This window comes from Rhodococcus sp. 24CO (assembly GCF_050586165.1).
Taxonomy (GTDB): domain Bacteria; phylum Actinomycetota; class Actinomycetes; order Mycobacteriales; family Mycobacteriaceae; genus Rhodococcus_F.
This window is the reverse complement of sequence record NZ_JAZFNF010000002.1, coordinates 182873-199625: the sequence shown is the minus strand read 5'-3', so window position 1 is coordinate 199625 and position 16753 is coordinate 182873. Positions and strand designations below refer to the sequence as shown.

19 protein-coding genes are annotated in these 16753 nt (G+C 60.5%); 12 read left to right on the top strand and 7 right to left on the bottom strand.

Annotated features, from left to right (window positions below; translation table 11 throughout):
• Window positions 1-36: 36 nt before the first annotated feature.
• The gene (locus V2B23_RS05120; RefSeq protein ID WP_430949357.1) at window positions 37-915 is read left to right on the top strand and encodes an alpha/beta fold hydrolase; all 879 of its coding nucleotides are present in this window, start codon (window positions 37-39) and stop codon (window positions 913-915) included.
• A gap of 3 nt (window positions 916-918) precedes the next feature.
• On the opposite strand, the gene V2B23_RS05115 is transcribed toward V2B23_RS05120, so the two are convergent.
• The 4 genes from V2B23_RS05115 to V2B23_RS05100 all read right to left on the bottom strand — a co-directional run bounded on the left by V2B23_RS05115 (window position 919) and on the right by V2B23_RS05100 (window position 4773).
• A complete protein-coding gene (locus V2B23_RS05115) occupies window positions 919-1896 on the bottom strand; it encodes an ABC transporter substrate-binding protein (RefSeq protein ID WP_430949356.1) in 978 nt (325 codons plus the stop codon).
• Between the two features lie 130 nt (window positions 1897-2026).
• Window positions 2027-2602: a CHAP domain-containing protein gene (locus V2B23_RS05110; protein WP_430949733.1), complete on the bottom strand. Its 576-nt coding sequence runs from the start codon at window positions 2600-2602 to the stop codon at window positions 2027-2029.
• 120 nt (window positions 2603-2722) lie between these two features.
• Window positions 2723-3163 (bottom strand): VOC family protein, encoded by a 441-nt coding sequence (locus V2B23_RS05105; RefSeq protein WP_430949355.1) that lies wholly within the window; start codon window positions 3161-3163, stop codon window positions 2723-2725.
• Complete coding sequence (locus V2B23_RS05100) at window positions 3070-4773, bottom strand: DUF222 domain-containing protein (RefSeq protein ID WP_430949354.1); 1704 nt, start codon at window positions 4771-4773, stop codon at window positions 3070-3072. Before V2B23_RS05100 ends, V2B23_RS05105 begins: the two co-directional genes overlap by 94 nt.
• 150 nt (window positions 4774-4923) lie before the next feature.
• Here V2B23_RS05100 and V2B23_RS05095 point away from each other — a divergent pair, with 150 nt between their 5' ends.
• The 4 genes from V2B23_RS05095 (at window position 4924) to V2B23_RS05080 (ending at window position 8116) form a co-directional block, all read left to right on the top strand.
• On the top strand, window positions 4924-5439 hold the full coding sequence (locus V2B23_RS05095; protein ID WP_430949353.1) for a toxin-antitoxin system HicB family antitoxin: 516 nt from the start codon (window positions 4924-4926) through the stop codon (window positions 5437-5439).
• Window positions 5440-5504: 65 nt separating this feature from the next.
• Window positions 5505-6365 (top strand): DUF4097 family beta strand repeat-containing protein, encoded by an 861-nt coding sequence (locus tag V2B23_RS05090; protein ID WP_430949352.1) that lies wholly within the window; start codon window positions 5505-5507, stop codon window positions 6363-6365.
• A 15-nt stretch (window positions 6366-6380) separates the two neighbouring features.
• Window positions 6381-7322, top strand: a complete 942-nt coding sequence (locus V2B23_RS05085; RefSeq protein WP_430949351.1) for an ATP-binding cassette domain-containing protein — start codon at window positions 6381-6383, stop codon at window positions 7320-7322.
• Window positions 7319-8116 (top strand): ABC transporter permease, encoded by a 798-nt coding sequence (locus tag V2B23_RS05080; protein ID WP_045065608.1) that lies wholly within the window; start codon window positions 7319-7321, stop codon window positions 8114-8116. The genes V2B23_RS05085 and V2B23_RS05080 overlap by 4 nt, the downstream gene beginning before the upstream one ends.
• Here the strand turns inward: V2B23_RS05080 and V2B23_RS05075 are convergent.
• On the bottom strand, window positions 8071-8865 hold the full coding sequence (locus V2B23_RS05075) for a 2-phosphosulfolactate phosphatase (RefSeq protein WP_430949350.1): 795 nt from the start codon (window positions 8863-8865) through the stop codon (window positions 8071-8073). The genes V2B23_RS05080 and V2B23_RS05075 overlap by 46 nt on opposite strands.
• 102 nt (window positions 8866-8967) lie before the next feature.
• On the opposite strand from V2B23_RS05075, the gene V2B23_RS05070 reads away from it, so the two are divergent.
• Window positions 8968-9981: an ABC transporter substrate-binding protein gene (locus tag V2B23_RS05070; protein ID WP_430949732.1), complete on the top strand. Its 1014-nt coding sequence runs from the start codon at window positions 8968-8970 to the stop codon at window positions 9979-9981.
• On the opposite strand, the gene V2B23_RS05065 is transcribed toward V2B23_RS05070, so the two are convergent.
• Both V2B23_RS05065 and pip read right to left on the bottom strand, forming a co-directional pair.
• Entirely contained in the window at window positions 9956-11248 is a 1293-nt protein-coding gene (locus V2B23_RS05065) for an MFS transporter (RefSeq protein ID WP_430949349.1), read from the bottom strand. The genes V2B23_RS05070 and V2B23_RS05065 overlap by 26 nt on opposite strands.
• A 54-nt stretch (window positions 11249-11302) precedes the next feature.
• Window positions 11303-12271 carry a prolyl aminopeptidase gene (pip, locus tag V2B23_RS05060; RefSeq protein ID WP_430949348.1) on the bottom strand — a complete coding sequence of 323 codons (969 nt, stop codon included), beginning with the start codon at window positions 12269-12271 and terminating at the stop codon, window positions 11303-11305.
• A gap of 150 nt (window positions 12272-12421) precedes the next feature.
• Between pip and V2B23_RS05055 the strand changes: the two genes are divergently transcribed.
• From V2B23_RS05055 to V2B23_RS05030, 6 genes are all read left to right on the top strand, one after another.
• Complete coding sequence (locus V2B23_RS05055) at window positions 12422-12832, top strand: hypothetical protein (RefSeq protein WP_430949347.1); 411 nt, start codon at window positions 12422-12424, stop codon at window positions 12830-12832.
• Between the two features lie 74 nt (window positions 12833-12906).
• A complete protein-coding gene (locus tag V2B23_RS05050) occupies window positions 12907-13365 on the top strand; it encodes a hypothetical protein (protein WP_430949346.1) in 459 nt (152 codons plus the stop codon).
• A gap of 2 nt (window positions 13366-13367) precedes the next feature.
• A complete protein-coding gene (locus V2B23_RS05045; RefSeq protein ID WP_430949345.1) occupies window positions 13368-13964 on the top strand; it encodes a hypothetical protein in 597 nt (198 codons plus the stop codon).
• A gap of 83 nt (window positions 13965-14047) precedes the next feature.
• On the top strand, window positions 14048-14662 hold the full coding sequence (locus V2B23_RS05040; RefSeq protein ID WP_430949344.1) for a TetR/AcrR family transcriptional regulator: 615 nt from the start codon (window positions 14048-14050) through the stop codon (window positions 14660-14662).
• Window positions 14663-14677: 15 nt separating this feature from the next.
• On the top strand, window positions 14678-15538 hold the full coding sequence (locus V2B23_RS05035) for a 3-hydroxyacyl-CoA dehydrogenase (RefSeq protein ID WP_430949343.1): 861 nt from the start codon (window positions 14678-14680) through the stop codon (window positions 15536-15538).
• Between the two features lie 154 nt (window positions 15539-15692).
• A complete protein-coding gene (locus tag V2B23_RS05030) occupies window positions 15693-16736 on the top strand; it encodes a ParB/Srx family N-terminal domain-containing protein (protein ID WP_430949342.1) in 1044 nt (347 codons plus the stop codon).
• The last annotated feature ends 17 nt before the right edge of the window (window positions 16737-16753 follow it).

Sequence of the window (16753 nt, the reverse complement as noted above, 5' to 3'; positions counted from 1 at the left end):
GCTGATTGCCATCACCCCGACAAACGAGAGCGATCGATGACAATCACCATTCCGGGATTCGACTACCAGCAGATTTCCACCAGTGACGGCGTGCGCCTCAACGTCGCGGTCGGGGGAAGCGGCGCACCGCTCGTCCTTCTTCACGGCTTCCCTCAGACTCACCTCATGTGGCGTCACGTGGCCACCGAATTGGCGTCGGATCACACCGTCATCTGCCCGGATCTCCGCGGATACGGAGCCAGCGACAAGCCGGCAGAGAAAAACCCCGACACCTATTCCAAAAGAACAATGGCTGCCGACGTCGTCGAGGTTGCGAAGAGACTGGGACACGAGAGATTCGCTCTCGTCGGCCACGATCGAGGTGCATTGGTTGCCATCAGAGCCGGCCTGGATCATCCGGACGTGATCACCCAACTCGGTTCGCTGGACGTGCTGCCCACCCTGGATATGTGGGACATCCTGCACGGATCGAATGCCGCAGTGGCCTTCCATCTCTATCTGATGGCTCAGCCACCGGGTCTCCCCGAGCAGATGATCAGCGCCAGCGCCGACGCGTTCTTCGGATACTTTCTCGACGTCTGGACGACTGATCGCGAAGCGATTCCGGCTGACGTGCGGGCGGAATACCTGCGGGCCTCACGGGAGGCAGTGCCGTCGATCGTTGCCGATTATCGCGCGTCGGCAGGCATCGACGTCGAACACGATCAGGCTGATCGCGATTCGGGCAACCAGCTACGTATGCCGGTCACTGCCATCCAGCAGGACTGGGGTTCGATGCTCGGCTACGACGCCGAGGCCCTGTGGAAAGCGTGGGCGCCCGATCTCGAGCACCGCACGCTGTCCGCAGGTCACTTCATGGCAGAGGAGGCGCCCACCGACGTGGTCGACGCGATCCGAGCCCTGCTGAAGCGGTAGTTTCTACCGCTTGACCCCGGCCGCCAAGTCGTCGACCAGAACCTTGGCGGTCAGGGCATATCCCGCGGCCTTGTAGTAGTCGAACGGAACCACTCGACCGGCCTGCGCCGCCGGCAGCCGCAGCCATGTGGGCGAGGTGTACACGCTGCCGGTGGCGCTGCGATCCAGCGCAAAGATCACGTCGGCGTCTTCCAGACGGTTGAACTGTTCCGGTCCGAGCATCACGCGAAGATCGGCGCCTTCACGCAACACCTCGAACCCCAGATCCTCGGCGACGGCCGTGCGGAAATCATTCTGGAACCACGCGATCTGATCCTCCGCGGCGGCGACGAAGGCGACCTTCTTGCCGGCCATCAATGGTTCAACGGTCGGGCGGACCTGCGCAACATGAGCGTCGTACTCGGCAAGCGCTTCTTCAGCGCGATCGCTGCGTCCGATACCGATGAGGAAATCCACCATGACTTTCCGCCACTCCGGAGTGAAGTCCTTGCCGACCGGCAGGACCGGCGCGATCTGCTGCATCCGCTCGTTGCCGTACGAACCGGTGTCCCACCACCCAGCGCTGAGGACAAGCAGGTCTGCCCCCAGGGTCGAGATGTATTCGAAGTTGGGATCCGAAGCACCTTCGGCGAAGATCTCGACGCCTGTGGCACTGGGAACTTCACGACGGAGATGTTCAGCAGCGCCGGCGGGGTAAGCGGTCACCGGGTATCCGGCGAGGATCGACAGCTCGAGGCCGTCGCGGGGATCGAGGGCCACCACGGTCTTCGGGTCCGTCGGAATGATCAGCTTCTCATCGCCGCGCGCGAACTCGAAGGTCTCCGCGTTTTCGGTTGTCGCACCCTCCGAACTGCTGCACGCGGCGAGAAATGCAGCGGCAGCAACGCCCGCTCCGACGCCGAAGAATCCGCGTCGGGTCAGGTTGTTCACGATCGCCCAGTAGTCACGATCGGTGGTGGTCGGAGAAAGAAGTCGAGTCATGTTAATTAGGTTAGCCTTAGGAGCTTACGTCAGGAATGGGAAAACAGCTCCCACCAGCGCCAACAATTACGGCGAATACGCCAGCACGGCGGTAGAGGTATCCCATCGGCTATCCCTATGGCAAGCGGGACTACGAGCTTGAATCAGGGGTAAAGAGACCAAAACCCACAACCGCAGAATCGGATGCCCAATCCAAATCGTGAACCCGAACCTTGCCGAACTCGTTGCCGCCTACGGTAATCGCCTTGTCTCCGTCGACAGATACAACAATGTTGGTGTGCTGACCGGACCATCGGGAACTGTCGTAGATCACGACGTCGCCGATTTCAGGTGTGTAGCTGCCGTCGTTCTCGGCGTAGGCGTCAATTCCCTGGTAATACTCCTGGAGGGTGTAAACACCTGGAATACGCCAACTTCCGGAGTTCGGGTTGGAGAGCGGGCGTCCGACTTCTCGCATGATCCAGCTGACAAAATCAGCGCACCATTCCTCGTCAATTCCCTCGGAGTAGAAGGTGCCTGGACGGTCCTGCTCATGCTCGGACCGCAGTAATTCGAGCACACCCACTTGATCCGAGGAGAGTCTGCTCGCATCGACTTCCGGGAAATCGGCAGTATCCCACGGCAAGTAACGCGAAGGTGCGAATGCCACAACGACGCCGCCGATTACAACAACGATGCCAAGGACCCCGGCAATCCAGAGCAGGATTCGACGTCGACGGTTCGGTTCGGTTCGGCAGGACTCACCCTGACAAGTGTGCCAGCTGCTCGGAATCCAATTGCTGAGCGAGAGGTTACGACCGGACTTAGCGGGAAGGGCACACGCTTGTCAGCCGATCTGCTCGAACAGGGACACAATGATCCCTTCGGGTCCACGCACGTAGGCCATCCGCACGCTGTTCTCATACTCGCCGATGCCGCCGATGAGCCCGTACCCGTCCGCCGCCACCGCGTCGACGGCCGCCTGAAGGTCACCGACCTCGAAGGACACGTTGCGCAGCCCAAGCTCGTTGGCCATCGCCGTGGGCGATCCGGGCACATGGTCGGGCGTGACGAAGGACGAGAGCTCCAGCCGGGACCCTCCGCCGGGCGGCCGCAGCATGGCGATCTGACAGTGCGCACCCAGAATGCCGCAGACAGTCTCCACGAACTCACCCTCCACGGATCCGGTGCCCTCTAGCTCGAGACCGAGCCCGACGAAGAACGCCGTTGCGGAGTCGAGATCCGCGACGGTGATGCCGATGTGGTCGAATCGTTGTACGTGTGCCATGGGATCCATCTTCCAATTGTTCTCTTGTTGTTGTCTTGCCGGGACGGAGTCAGCGGCTGAGAATTCCCATGGCTTGATTCAGAATGGCGGCGGGTCGTTGCCGTAGTCGACGGCTTTGTGAGGCAAACGCTTTCGCGGTGTGGAGATCGGAAACGCTTGCCGGCGTTTTCGTTCCGCATGTTTTGCCGCCCGGTACTGAATCTTGACGCGCCGGTGTTTGCGTTCACTTCGGATGCGGGCGGCCTTGTTTTCCAAACGTGTTCGTCGCGGTTTGCCGCCTTCCGGTGGCAGTGGTCCTGTTGGCCGGTGAGTGGTCCGGCATCTCTCGTGCGGTAGCAATGCCCCGTCTGCGAGGTCAGCGTCATGCTGTGATCCGGATTCGGATCGAGCCGCCACGTGCCGGAGTGCTTGAGGCGGTGATGGTTGCGGCAGAACGCGCTCAGATTCGACGCGACCGTCTTCCCGCCCTGCGTGGGGTCGGTGTGGTTGAACGGAACTGCGTGGTCGAGATCGCAATTCCAGGCGGGGACATCGCAGTGCGGCCACTGGCAACTTCCCGCAATGACCCGCAGCCACGTATCGAGCGCCGCGCCGGGGCGGTAGACCAAAGCCGAGGTGGGCTCAGAGGCGGGCACAGGTGTTTCTGGCACCCGCGCTTCCCGAACGTCTGCGTCTTTCGCGATATCGCGGGCATGCTCGGCGCTGATCACGCCGTACCCGTCGAGATGAGCGGGCTCGTCGCTGCCGGGAGTATCGCTGCCGGCGAAGGTGGATTCGTGCATCACCACATGCACGAGTGGCCGGCGAATGATCACCATGCCACTACGGTCCTGCGGGCAATCATCCCGGTCGCAGTCGCACACCAACACCGTCGAACCACTCACCAAAGCGCCCAACGCATCCGCGCGGCGCTGCTCATACGTACGCGAATCATGACGGCACACCGACATCGCCAACTCCCGCAACCTGCCGTCGAACGCACGGGCTTGTTCGGCCGGAATGCTGCCGAGGATGCGGGCCATACCGTCTTCGGCGGCACTGACCCCGACAAACCGATCCGCCAAGGCCCGGCGTCGGCGCTCCCGCAGTCCTTCCGGATCAACCCGGGCCACGATCCGGTCGATCGCCGCCGTCAATCGGCGGCCCGTCAACCCGATACCACCGTCCACTGCTGGGGCGAGAACCTGCTCGAGGAGCAAACGCTCGACTTCGTCGATCAACTCGTCACTGACATTCGCAGTCGCGGACTCGATCAAACCGACACGATAGAAATCGAGTTCACCGCGGGCCATCGCCGCCCGCGTGCGATGCAACCGCGTCTTCAAAGCAAAACCCAACCCGATGAGCTTCCCCGCCGCAGCGCGCCCCATCGTCAGGACCGCGCCGACCTCCGATTCGGCCAACTCGTGCGCCGACGACGTCCACGTACCGCCCTCGACCTGCTCGGCACTCCGGCGAGTGAAGAACTCCGCCACCACCGCCAGTTTCCGCTCCACCAGCATCGCTTCACACGAATGCAACTCGGCCATCAAATCGATGAGGGCACAATCGGTTTCGGCACCACTCAGCTGCGCTGAAATACCGAAATTCCCCAACCCTGGATCGAACATTCCCCCACCGTAATCGAAACCCTGTTCGAATAAAACAGCAATTCGAAATCAGTCGGAAAAGTCCGAAAAAGTGTCCGCGGCGTCCTCACGCATCACAATGTGTGCCACATGCCTATTGCAATGGCATCAAAGTGGTGCCATAGTGATGCCATGGACTTGACACCGTACGTCGACAACCTTCGCCACGAACTCGCGGTGGCCGCCGAAGCCGGCGGAGAAGACGCAAAGGCACTCGCCGAACGATTGACCGCACCGCTGGAATCAGCAGTGCGGCTCACGCTCCTCGACGCGTTGTCCGCGGCGGCCGCAGAAATCACCCGCGACCTCGCACCAGGCTCGGTAGATCTTCGCCTCCGGGGACGCGAACCCGAATTTGTAGTGACACCCGCTGTCAGCGAACCGACTCCGGCAGACGTCGAAGAGCAACCGACGCCAGTTCCACGCGCCATCACTGAGTCCGACGACGCGGCGATGACTCGAATTAACCTGCGACTGGGTCAAGAACTCAAGGACCGGGTGGAGGCAGCCGCTCGAGAGGCGGGAATATCGGTCAATGCGTGGCTGGTCCGCTCGGCAGCGGCCGCCCTGGAAGGCAGTTCGAGCCGGAACATACCGAGGCAACGACCATCCCGAGGTTCCGAGAGCTTCACCGGCTGGGTGCACTGACAGCAGACTCACTTACGTACCAACCCCTTTCATCAACCGAAGACAACATCATCGGGAGTATCACCATGCCTGTATTCAGCACACCGGACCCCATCATCGCGAGCATCGACGTGGCTGTCGGACATATCCGGATCAGCGCAAGCGACCGTGACGACACCATCGTGGAAGTACTGCCCAGCAACTCATCTCACGATGCCGACATCCGCGTCGCCGAACAGACTCGCGTCGAATTCGCTGGTGGACGGCTACAGATCAAGACGCCGAAACAGCGTGGACTCGGTATCTTCGGCAAAACTGGATCTGTCGACGTCTCCGTTCAGCTTCCCTCCGGTTCGGGACTCGAGAGCACCGCAGCAGTCGCAAGCCTCCACGCCACCGGCACTCTGGGAAGATCTCGCGTGAAACTCTCGAGTGGGGAATGCACGCTCGGCACCACCGGACCGCTCGACATCAGCACCGGGGCAGGCACAATCACCGTCGAGCACGTCGTGGGTGACGTCGATGCCAGCACCGGTTCAGGAACCATCCGCATACGCCGCATCGACGGCAACGCGGTCATCAAGAACTCCAACGGCGACAACAACATCGGCGCGATCACCGGCACGCTCAAGGCGAAAACGGCAAACGGTGACGTCATCGTGGAGCAGGCCGAATCTGATGCCACGGCGGCAACAGCCAACGGCGATATTCGCTTCGACAGCATCGAGAGTGGGGTTGTCTCCGCGAAAACCGCTGCCGGGAAGATTCATATCGGAGTTCGGTCCGGAACCGCCGCTCGATTCGACGCCCATACCTCGTTCGGCCGCGTCGACAACCAGATGAACACCACCCACGGACCTGCATCTACCGAGCGCAGGGTGGATGTCCGCGCACATACCAGTTACGGCGACATCGTCATTCGACGTTCGGAGCCTCCAAAAATCTAGCGAAAGGGAACGCTGATGACCCGCAAACCAGCTATCACCGCAACGGGCCTGACAAAGTCATACTCCGACAAAACGGTACTGGACGGAATCGACATTTCCGTCGACAGTGGCACCGTCTTTGCACTTCTCGGCCCCAACGGCGCCGGCAAGACCACCATCGTGGAAATCCTTTCGACCCTTGTTCCCGCAGACAGCGGCAACATCCGCATCGCGGGGTACAACCCTTCCGACGATCCCGACGCGGTGCGTGCACGCATCGGTGTCACCGGACAATTCTCGGCGGTGGACGACTATCTCAGCGGCGAGGAGAACCTTCTCCTCATGGCCGACCTCCATCACCTGAGCCCAGACGAACGCCGCACTCGCACTGACGATCTCCTGAAGAAGTTCGATCTCGTCGACTCCGCCGGAAAGCTCGCATCCACCTACTCGGGTGGAATGCGCCGAAAGCTCGATCTTGCAATGACATTGATCGGCCGGCCGGAAATCATCTTCCTGGACGAGCCCACCACCGGCCTCGATCCTCGAAGCCGACGCTCGATGTGGCAGATCATCCGCGAGTTGGTGAGCGGCGGTGTCACCATCTTCCTCACAACGCAGTACCTCGAGGAAGCCGACCAGTTGGCCGACCACATTGCCGTACTCGACCACGGCCGGATCGTGGCCGAAGGAACAGCGGCAGAACTCAAACGACACATCCCAGGCGGACATATTCGCCTGCATTTCGCAGGCCGAGACCAACTCGACTCCGCTGCAGACATTCTCGACCATTCCTTGCGCGACGATGCCGCCTATGTTCTGCAAGTTCCCAGCGACGGCGGCGTCAGCTCACTTCGTTCTCTTCTCGACCAACTCGACGCTCACTCGATCGATGTCAAGGAACTCTCCGTCCACACACCGGACCTGGACGACGTGTTCCTGACGCTGACCGCCACCGAAAGGACCGACGTGCGATGACTACTGCAACTCTTGCCTATCAGGACTCGAAAACCATGCTGCGCCGCAGTATTCGCCATATTGTGCGATATCCGTCGATGACGGTGATGCTGGTCGGGATGCCCGTCGTCTTCCTGTTGCTGTTCGTCTACGTTCTCGGCGGGACACTCGGGAACGGCCTCACCCCGGGCGGCGGTGGTGGCGGCCGGGCGGAATACGTCAATTATGTTGCCCCGGCGATCATTCTGATGACGGTTGCAGCGGCTGCGCAGGGCACTGCCATCTCCGTTGCCACCGACATGACTGCGGGGATCATCGCACGATTCCGTACGATGGCAATCACACGCACTTCTGTCCTCACGGGCCACGTTCTCGGCAGCCTCCTTCAGACGATAGTAAGCCTCGTTGTTGTCATCGCGGTGGCAGTCGCCGTCGGCTTCCGACCGAGCGCCGGCGTTGTCGAATGGGTCGCCACGTTTGCGCTACTCATCTTGGTGTCGATTGCCATGATCTGGTTGTCCGTTGCCTTCGGGCTTGTCAGCAAGAGCGTCGAGACGGCAAGCAACCTTCCAATGGTGTTGATCCTCTTACCTTTCCTGGGAAGCGGATTCGTACCTACCGAGTCGATGCCGACCGTGTTGAGATGGTTCGCCGAGTATCAGCCGTTCACTCCGATCATCGAAACGCTCCGGGGACTACTTCTCGGCGAAGCGATCGGGAACAACGCAATTCTCGCAGTCGCGTGGTGCGTGGCGATCACCTTCCTCTCCTACCTCTGGGCGCGGAGTCTGTTCAACCGACGCCCGGTGCGCTGAGCTCGAAACACACGATCTTCGAGAACAGGTACGGTGTCGCTGTCGTCGAGTTCGGAGGCGATGGCGACGTCGTGTGGAAACCCGAGAACGATCAACTCGCGCCCGGAGGCGCAGTCTCGTAGGCGGTCCTCGATCGAATCCGACACCGCCGCCCAGGCATCCGCTGCCATCCGAGACTCCGGCGATACGGACCCGTTCCAGCCAGCCGCAATCAGCGCAGCGACAACAGCACCCGCTCCCCACAGATCCTCCACCGCCGGGCGCAATTCTCCACCGGGCCATTTCTCCCCGGACGCAACGATCGCCACCCGAGATCGCGAACCATGTTCGTGCACAACCCAATCTGCGACGGCGGATGCATTCCTCAACGAAGCGCCCACACAAACCGGAACAAGGGCCGCCAGCGCAAACGCGATCGTCGACCCGTTGGGGGACGGCAATACCAACCGTGCCGGACGTTCCGAATCGCGAATCGACTTGGGAGACAAACTGATCTGGCCTTCAGAAGCCACACTGCGTCGCACAGCCAGAACCGCGTCGACGTCGCGGGCGTAGTCAGCAGCACTCTCGTCGTACCAGGAATAGGGATAGACGTCGATTCCCGCATCAGCAGCGACGCTCAGAGTCGTCGTGAACGAGAGAACATCAACCACAATGGCCAGGTCGACACCAGTAGCGATCGCTTCGGCTCCTGGTCGGCCCCAGTCGAATCGAAGTCCGTACTCGAGTTGGCGATGTTCCGAATTCATGGCGCAAGCATCCCAGACGGGAGGTACCGACGTTTTATCTGGAGTTTCTCGACTATGGTTAGGGTACCCCAATAATTGAAGGACGAGGTAGCTGTGAACCCCATGTTGAGCCGCCGTGCCATGTTGTCGGTCACCTTCGCCACGGCAGCAGGTTTTGTCCTTGCTGCCTGCGGTGACAGTGCGAATGACGAGTCCGCTACAAGTGCCGAGGGCGGCCACGCCGAACCGGGCGCCTTCCCTGTCACGATCGATCACAAATTCGGGTCCACCACCATCGAGCAGGCCCCCAGTCGTATCGCAGCTGTCGGTATCGGTGACGCCGATGTCCTGCTTTCCCTCGGGCTGACGCCCGTCCTGGTCCCGGTGTGGAAGGGCTCGACCGACGACGGAATCGGTGTCTGGGCTGACTCGGCCGTTCAGGGCGCTGAGCCGACACCATTGGCCAACGCCACCACCGAGTTCGATATCGAGACGATTATCGCTTCGGCTCCGGACTTGATCATCGCAGTCAACAACGCGATCGACGAAGACCTGTACAAGCAGCTCAGTGCAATCGCACCGACGGTGCTCCACGCTGCCGATCAGACCGATTGGGTTCTGCCCTGGCCGGAAGTGACAACCCGTATCGGCACTGCAGTGGGCGTTCCGGAACAGGCAAAGCAAGAGGTGCAGGACGTCCAGGATCTGATCGTGCGCACTCGCGCCGAGAACCCTCAGTTCGAAGGCAAGACTGCAGCACTCGTCATTCGGTGGAGCGACGGCAATCTGCGCGCATTCAGCCCCGAGGCCGCGAGGGCTCAGCTGCTCACTCAGTTGGGGTTTACTGCGCCCGCCGCGCTGAAGGAGCGTTTTGCGGGCAAGCTGAATTACGAGATCTCCGCCGAGAACTACGACCTTCTCGAATGCGATTACCTACTTTTCGACAACTACGAGAAGGCTCGCCCCGAGATGGAGTCGCAGGCTGCGTTCACCAATTTGAACGTCGTGAAGTCCGGAGGCCTGATCAGCTTGGACCCCATCGTCAGTGATGCGGTGTCCATGCCGAATCCACTCACCATTCCGTTTGTCCTGGAAGACTTCGTCGCGAAGATCAATCAGACGATCGCGGCTCGATAGCCTTCGTTCGACCTGACCACACCCACAACGCAACAGCCGACACGGCCACGCAGACCGAAACGATCACCCACGGTGACGCCGGCGCTGCGTGGCCGTTGTCGACGAGGTCGTACACAAAACCGACTCCCACCGTTCCCAGCAGCGCAAGCAGCCCGCCAATCGTGTTGAGCATGCCGAAATGCGCCCCGAGGTTGCTTTCACGGCCGAGGATCGCGATAGTGTCGCGCATCGGTGGCACCATCAGCATCTGACCCAAGTGGAGTAGTCCGATCCAGAGCGCCAGCCCGACTATCTGCGTCGACGCCGTGGCCGCAGAACTCACACCGGTAGCCAGCGGCACCAGGAACGAGCCGGAAATCAGCACCAGTCCGAAGGCGATCGCTCGGCGATGACCAATGCGGTGCGCCACCGCAACCGTCGGCCCCTGCCCCACTATCACCAGTACCGCCGCGCCCACATAGAACCAACCGAGCGCAGACTGGGAACCGATTCCGCGCTCGAGTTGTTCGGGAAGCATCAGGTACAGCTGGCTGTAGGCAACCAACTGGAAGCTGCACAGGGTGGCGAAGATCAGGAAGCTTTTGTTGGTCAACACACTTCGCCACACGTCGCGCAGCGTATAAGTCGAAACCGGACCGTCATGCGCGTCGCCCGGACGGGGAAACCAGACGAAGAACCCCACCCACATAATCGCGAACAACAGGGCTGCCGCCGACGCCGTCCACGAGAACGGAAACACCAGCAGAGCAGCACCCAGCGCCGGACCGATCACGGTTCCCAGTCGACTGCACATCTGTTCCACTGCAAACAAATCGGTACGACGCATAACTCCCGAGGTCTCGAGTTCGCGGCCGTATTCGGCATTGGCCGACTCCACCGCGGGAGCAAAGAGCGCAGCGGCAAAACCCACCAGGAGCACTCCGACAATCACGGCGGCCATACTCTCGGCCAATCCGAGCATCAAGAAACCGACTACTCGAACGGCGATGCCCAACAGAATGATCGGACGCTTACCGAATCGGTCGGCAAGGCTTCCGCCGATGAAGAACATGCCCTGCTGACTGAACATGCGTAGCCCGAGCACCAGGCCGACAATCCATGCCGCAAAGCCGAGATCTTCCGAGAGATGTACCGCGAGAAAGGGTACAACGAGATAGAAACCGATGTTGAACAACACCATCGACAGAAGTAGCAACTTCACAACGGGTGGTAGAACGCGAACCTTCGCGAAGGTCTTACTACCGGGGAAACGCGTACTGAGCACCACAACCGAGAACACTATTGCCCGAGCGGGCTTCAGTGGAAATCACGTGTACGGAAATTACGCACCATTCGCGGAGCTGCCAAGTTTATTCAGCGCCTCCACCATTGCCTCGTTGAATCCACCGCCACCGTGACCCGCGTCGCCCTGGACTACCAATTCACTACCCGGCCAACTTTGGTGAATCGCCCAGGCAGTATCGAGCGGACCGGAGACGTCGTAGCGCCCGTGTACGAGAATCGCCGGTATCTCTGAAAGACGATGCATTCCGTCCATGATCTGATTGGGCACCAGGAAGCAGTCGTGGCTCCAGAAGTGCGTCACCAATCGGGTGAACACCCGGCGAAAGGCCGGATCTTCGTATCGTTTACTCGGAGTCCACCCCGGCATCAGCGATACATGTACGTCTTCCCACCGACACCATTGCAGCGCAGCATTCTCCCGCACAACAGGATTCGGATCCGCAAGCAAACGCGCGTACGCCGCCGGGATGTTTCCGTCTCGTTCATCCATCGGTACCGGCTCGATGAACTCTTCCCACTCGCGAGGGAAGACTCTACCCATGGCGCGGGTGATCCACTCGATTTCGGTCTTGGTGCCACCGGTGATCGCACCCAATACCATCGCGATCACACGGTTGGGAAACGCCTGCGCGTACACCAGTCCCAAGCTGACGCCCCAGGAAACACCGGTGACGATCCATCGTTCGATACCAAGATGCTCGCGAACGCGCTCGATATCGTCGACGATGCGGGCCGTGGTGTTCACCGTGAGATCGACGTCGGGCCCGTCCGCGAGCGGGCGGCTACGCCCACAACCACGTTGATCGAACAGGACTGCGCGGAAAGCATCGGGATCGAAGAATCGCCTGGCGCCGAGCGTGCACCCCGAACCCGGCCCACCGTGGAGATACAGAACCGGAACACCCGCGGGTACGCCGACGCTCTCCCAGTACAAGGTTTGCCCGTCCGAGGTGTCGAGCATCCCCGATTCGTACGGATCCACCGGAGGGTACAAGCGAGCACTCATGGACCGATTCTGCCATCCCAAAACCCGTCGACGAACATCGACTTTCCAAAAAGACTGTCCACCAGAATAATTCGACGACCGTCCAGGTAAAATGTTTCGCCCTCCAATGTGCGGGATATGCAGCGAGAAAGGCCGACAGGTGGAGAACTCATGAAACGAATGATCGCAACACTCATCGTCGCAGGCGCCCTTGTGTCCCTGCCTGCCTGTGGCAATGACGACACGAATACAGATACGGAAACCAGGACCAGCAGTATTGCCGAATCTACGACCGTTCAAATCAGCTCCGTCACCTCCACCGCCGATCTGGGAATGGTCGACCAGGCAAAACTGGCTGCATTTGTTGCGGCTTTCCGCACCGCCTACGGGGATCTCTCGCAAGATCGCGACGACGAAAGCATCCAGGAAATTGTGTTCAGCTCGTGCAACGCCATCGCAGACGGTGCCACCGAGCAAGAGGTCACCAAAGAGATCCGGGATCTCGCCGCGAACAACGGCACGGAAGCGACGCAGACTCAAGCCGAGCAGATCTATAAATTGGTGGTACCAACCTGCCCATGACGCGCCAGGCCCAGGCGCTTGTCGGCCCGGTGGCCTACCGTGTGTAGGACATCGCGGCGACGGGAGCACACCACATGCGTGAAGGTTTTCGCTTACCCGGCTACGGCGGTGCCGCTGTTTTCCTACGCAGCCACGCTGTTCCGACGCGGGTGTTCGACACCAAGGCCCCGACCCTCGTGTTCGACGTGGGATTACTGAGCCCCGACGAATACAACCAGTACCTCAGCCGGCACGCCGACGACGGATTCGTGGAACGACTGTCGACATTCTTCTTCCACGCCGCGGCCGACTTCCACCCGGAACTATCGCTGCCCACGTTCAGTGACGAGACCCTCGGATTGACGATCTCCGTCCGCTCCAGCACCGATCAGTGCGTCGAACTCGAACTCTCGCTTGCCGGAGACGCGACCGGATCGGACTCCGAACGCGATGAAATGGGCTTCGAGACAAGCAGAGTCGTCCTCGCGACCTCAGCTCAATCGGTGGGCCGACTCAGCGGTCTGACAAGCTCGCATTTCGACGGGCAGGCGTAGCCATGGGATTCCTGTTCGAGGTTCTCGATTTCCCCGACGGCAGCCGCATGACGGATCTGTGGAACAACACGTGGGCCGACGAAGCCAAAGGTGAAGAGATCGCATCTGGCCACTTCATCCACCTGGGCGACGATCAACACGTCAACGTCGAAACCGACTTCCTGAGTAGCCATCTGCCGTTTCACGTCGCCGGATTCGGCGGAGTCTTTCCCGACGGCAAACCCTGGATGTTCATCATGCAAAAAGCACCGGCCGACATTGCGATTCTCCTTCGTGGACAGGAAGATCCGCATTGGATGCTTCGCGAAGCAATCGATCGCGCGATGGAATTCAACCCCGATGCTCTAGTCGCAGAGGAGATGTCCTGGCATCACGGAGATCTCGTGAACATCTACGAAGACGAAGGTGTCGCTGCCTCCTCGGTCGAGAACTGGTCGGTGGCCGATCTTCTGCGTGGACTCCTGGCGCAATGTTGCCGGGTGGACTTGACCGACATTGTCTCGGGATTCCCGGACTGCGCCTTCCCGGACACGGCGCACGCGTGTGAGGACGATGTTTTCAGCGACATATTTGCCCGCTGGGTAGCCGGCCTGCAGTGATGTGACGAGCAAGACAGCCACTCGCAATATTTCGGAGTACACTCATTTATGAGCGTGATCCGAAATGAGACGAGGTGAGCGGGATGACGAAGTCGGACCAAGAGCTGGGTCGTCGTGAACGCAACAAACTCGAGAAGCAGACACGCATCTTCGACGCCGCGGCCGAACTGTTCGCGGAAAAGGGCTACAGCGCAGTCACAACTCAAGAAATTGCCGACCGCGCTGATGTAGCCGGTGGCACTCTCTTTCGTTACGCCGCAAGCAAAGCCGAGCTACTGCTCATGGTGTACAACGCGGAGTACCGCAAGCAGATCGAATTGGGAGAAGAACGTGAGGCCACGTCGACAGACACGGAAACCCGTGTACTCGAGCTGGTTTCACCGCTGTTGATCGCAAGCCGCCAAAACGACGAGAACACCGGCGTCTACCAACGAGAAGTGTTGTTCGGCGAGCCCACCGAATGTTTCCGGGCTGAGGGCCTGGAACTGTCGCAGCGCCTACAAGCGCGAATTGCAGAGATCTTGGCCGAGGCCCATCCCCGTCACACCACCCAAACCACCACCGCAGCCCGAACGATTTCGAACGTGCTGCACTTTGAAATAGCCCGCGCGGCATTGGACCGGATCACGGCTGACGAACTCACGAACATCGTTGCCGCACAGGTTCGATTGACGCTTGCCGGACTACCCACCGAATAGGATTGAGGATCGAAAATGACTGAACTGAAGCAGATCACCGTTCTGGGTACCGGAGTTCTCGGCTCGCAGATCGCCTATCAGACCGCCTATCACGGATTCGACGTCGTCGCGTACGACATCAACGCGGAGGTCATCGAGAAGGCCAAGACCCGGTTCGACTCGTTGGTAGCAGCCTACAAGGCCGAGAACGTCGCGGGCGCCAAGGAAGGCAAGGCCGACGAAGCGCTGCAACGTATTACGTACTCGCACGATCTCGCCGAAGCCGTCGCCAAGGCCGATCTTGTCATCGAGGCAATCCCCGAGGACATCGCCATCAAGCGCGACACCTACGAGAAGCTTGCCGCAGTAGCTCCTGAGCACACCGTGTTTGCAACCAACTCCTCGACGCTCCTGCCGAGCGATCTGAAGGAGTTCACCGGTCGCCCCGAGAAGTTCCTGGCACTGCACTTCGCAAATCACGTGTGGGTCAACAACACTGCCGAGGTCATGGGTACCGAGTCCACCGATCCCGCCGTGTACCGCGAGGTTGTCGAGTTCGCGAAGAACATCGGCATGGTGCCGATCGAACTCAAGAAGGAAAAGGCGGGCTACGTACTCAACTCGCTCCTGGTCCCGCTCCTCAACGCGGCCTCCGACCTGCTGATCGACGGCATCGCCGATCCCGACATGGTCGACAAGACGTGGCGTATCGGCACCGGAGCACCGTTCGGTCCTTTCCAGATCATGGACGTCGTCGGGTTGACCACCGTCTACAACATCTCCTCCCAGGGCGGCGAGAAGCAGCGCGAATTCGCCGACTACATCAAGAAGAACTACATCGACGAAGGCAAGCTCGGCGTCGCTGTCGGCGAAGGCTTCTACAACTACAAGGGCTGATCAACTTACCGGCTCACCGCGCGGTGGCTGCGATGTGAATATTCACGTGGTAGCCACCGCACGGTCGTCTGTTGGCAGTATGCCTGAAACACCCCTGAGCGATTGTGACGCAAGCTTCTTCACGCGCGCCCACATTCCCAGGAGACCTCCCCACATGCGTCGTTCCGCTATCTCGGCTCTCACTACGCTGGCGCTTCTCGGCGCCGGAACACTGGTCAGCACACCCGCTGTCGCCGCTCCACTCGCGTGTGGCGGCATCTCGACCGGTTCGTTCTCCGGCTCCGCCGGCGGTTCGGAGTACCTGTGCGCCAAAGAAGGTGACCTCCTGGACGTGCGTATCGGCGACGTTCATGCGACGCAGCCTTCCCTCGGCTACGACGAGGTGTACTACAAGCTCGGTCGATACACACTCGGAAAAGACGAGATCAACAAGAAGTTCGACGACTGGTGCGAAGCCAACGGTCAGGTCGAGGCCGAAACAGCCTCGGAGACATCGTCACTGAAAGATCCGGCATCCTTCACTTGCGCTCTTCCGGTCGGCTCGGAAACCGCCGAAAGTATCGCGCCGATGAAGACAGTTGTAGTCGGGCCACGCGGCGAGCTCTACCTCACCGACGGACACCACACCCTCACGTCGTTCTACGAGACGCCCGACGGCGGCGCTGACATGCACGTTCGGCTGCGGGTGCTCGGCAACCTCAGCAATCTGAGCGAGTCCGCATTCTGGGCCGAAATGGAGAAGAACAAGTGGGTGTGGACGCGCGACGTCGACGGCAACCACGTTTCGGTCCAGTCCTTACCCAAGGGCGTCGGCCTTGCCAACTTCGCCGATGACAAGTACCGCAGCCTCCTGTACTTCGCCCGCGATATCGGCTTCACACCCGGCTCGATCCCGTTCCAGGAGTTCTACTGGGGTGCCTGGGTCCGCGACGCCTCGCCCGTCGATCTGAGCGGCTGGAACAACAACGATCTCACCAGCTACCTCAGCACCGTCAAGTCCGTGTCACAGGCTCAGACCGCATTGCCCGGTAATGCCGTCGTCGACAGCGGTTTCACTGCCACCGATCTTGGCGTACTGACCGCCTGGAACGACGGTAAGGCGGAGTCGAAGGGCGAGTTTGCGAAGCTGTCGAAGCCGTACACAGATGACAAGCCGGGCAAGATCGCCTACTCACTGGCTTACAAAGCAACTCTCTGATCTGCAAACAAGCCGGC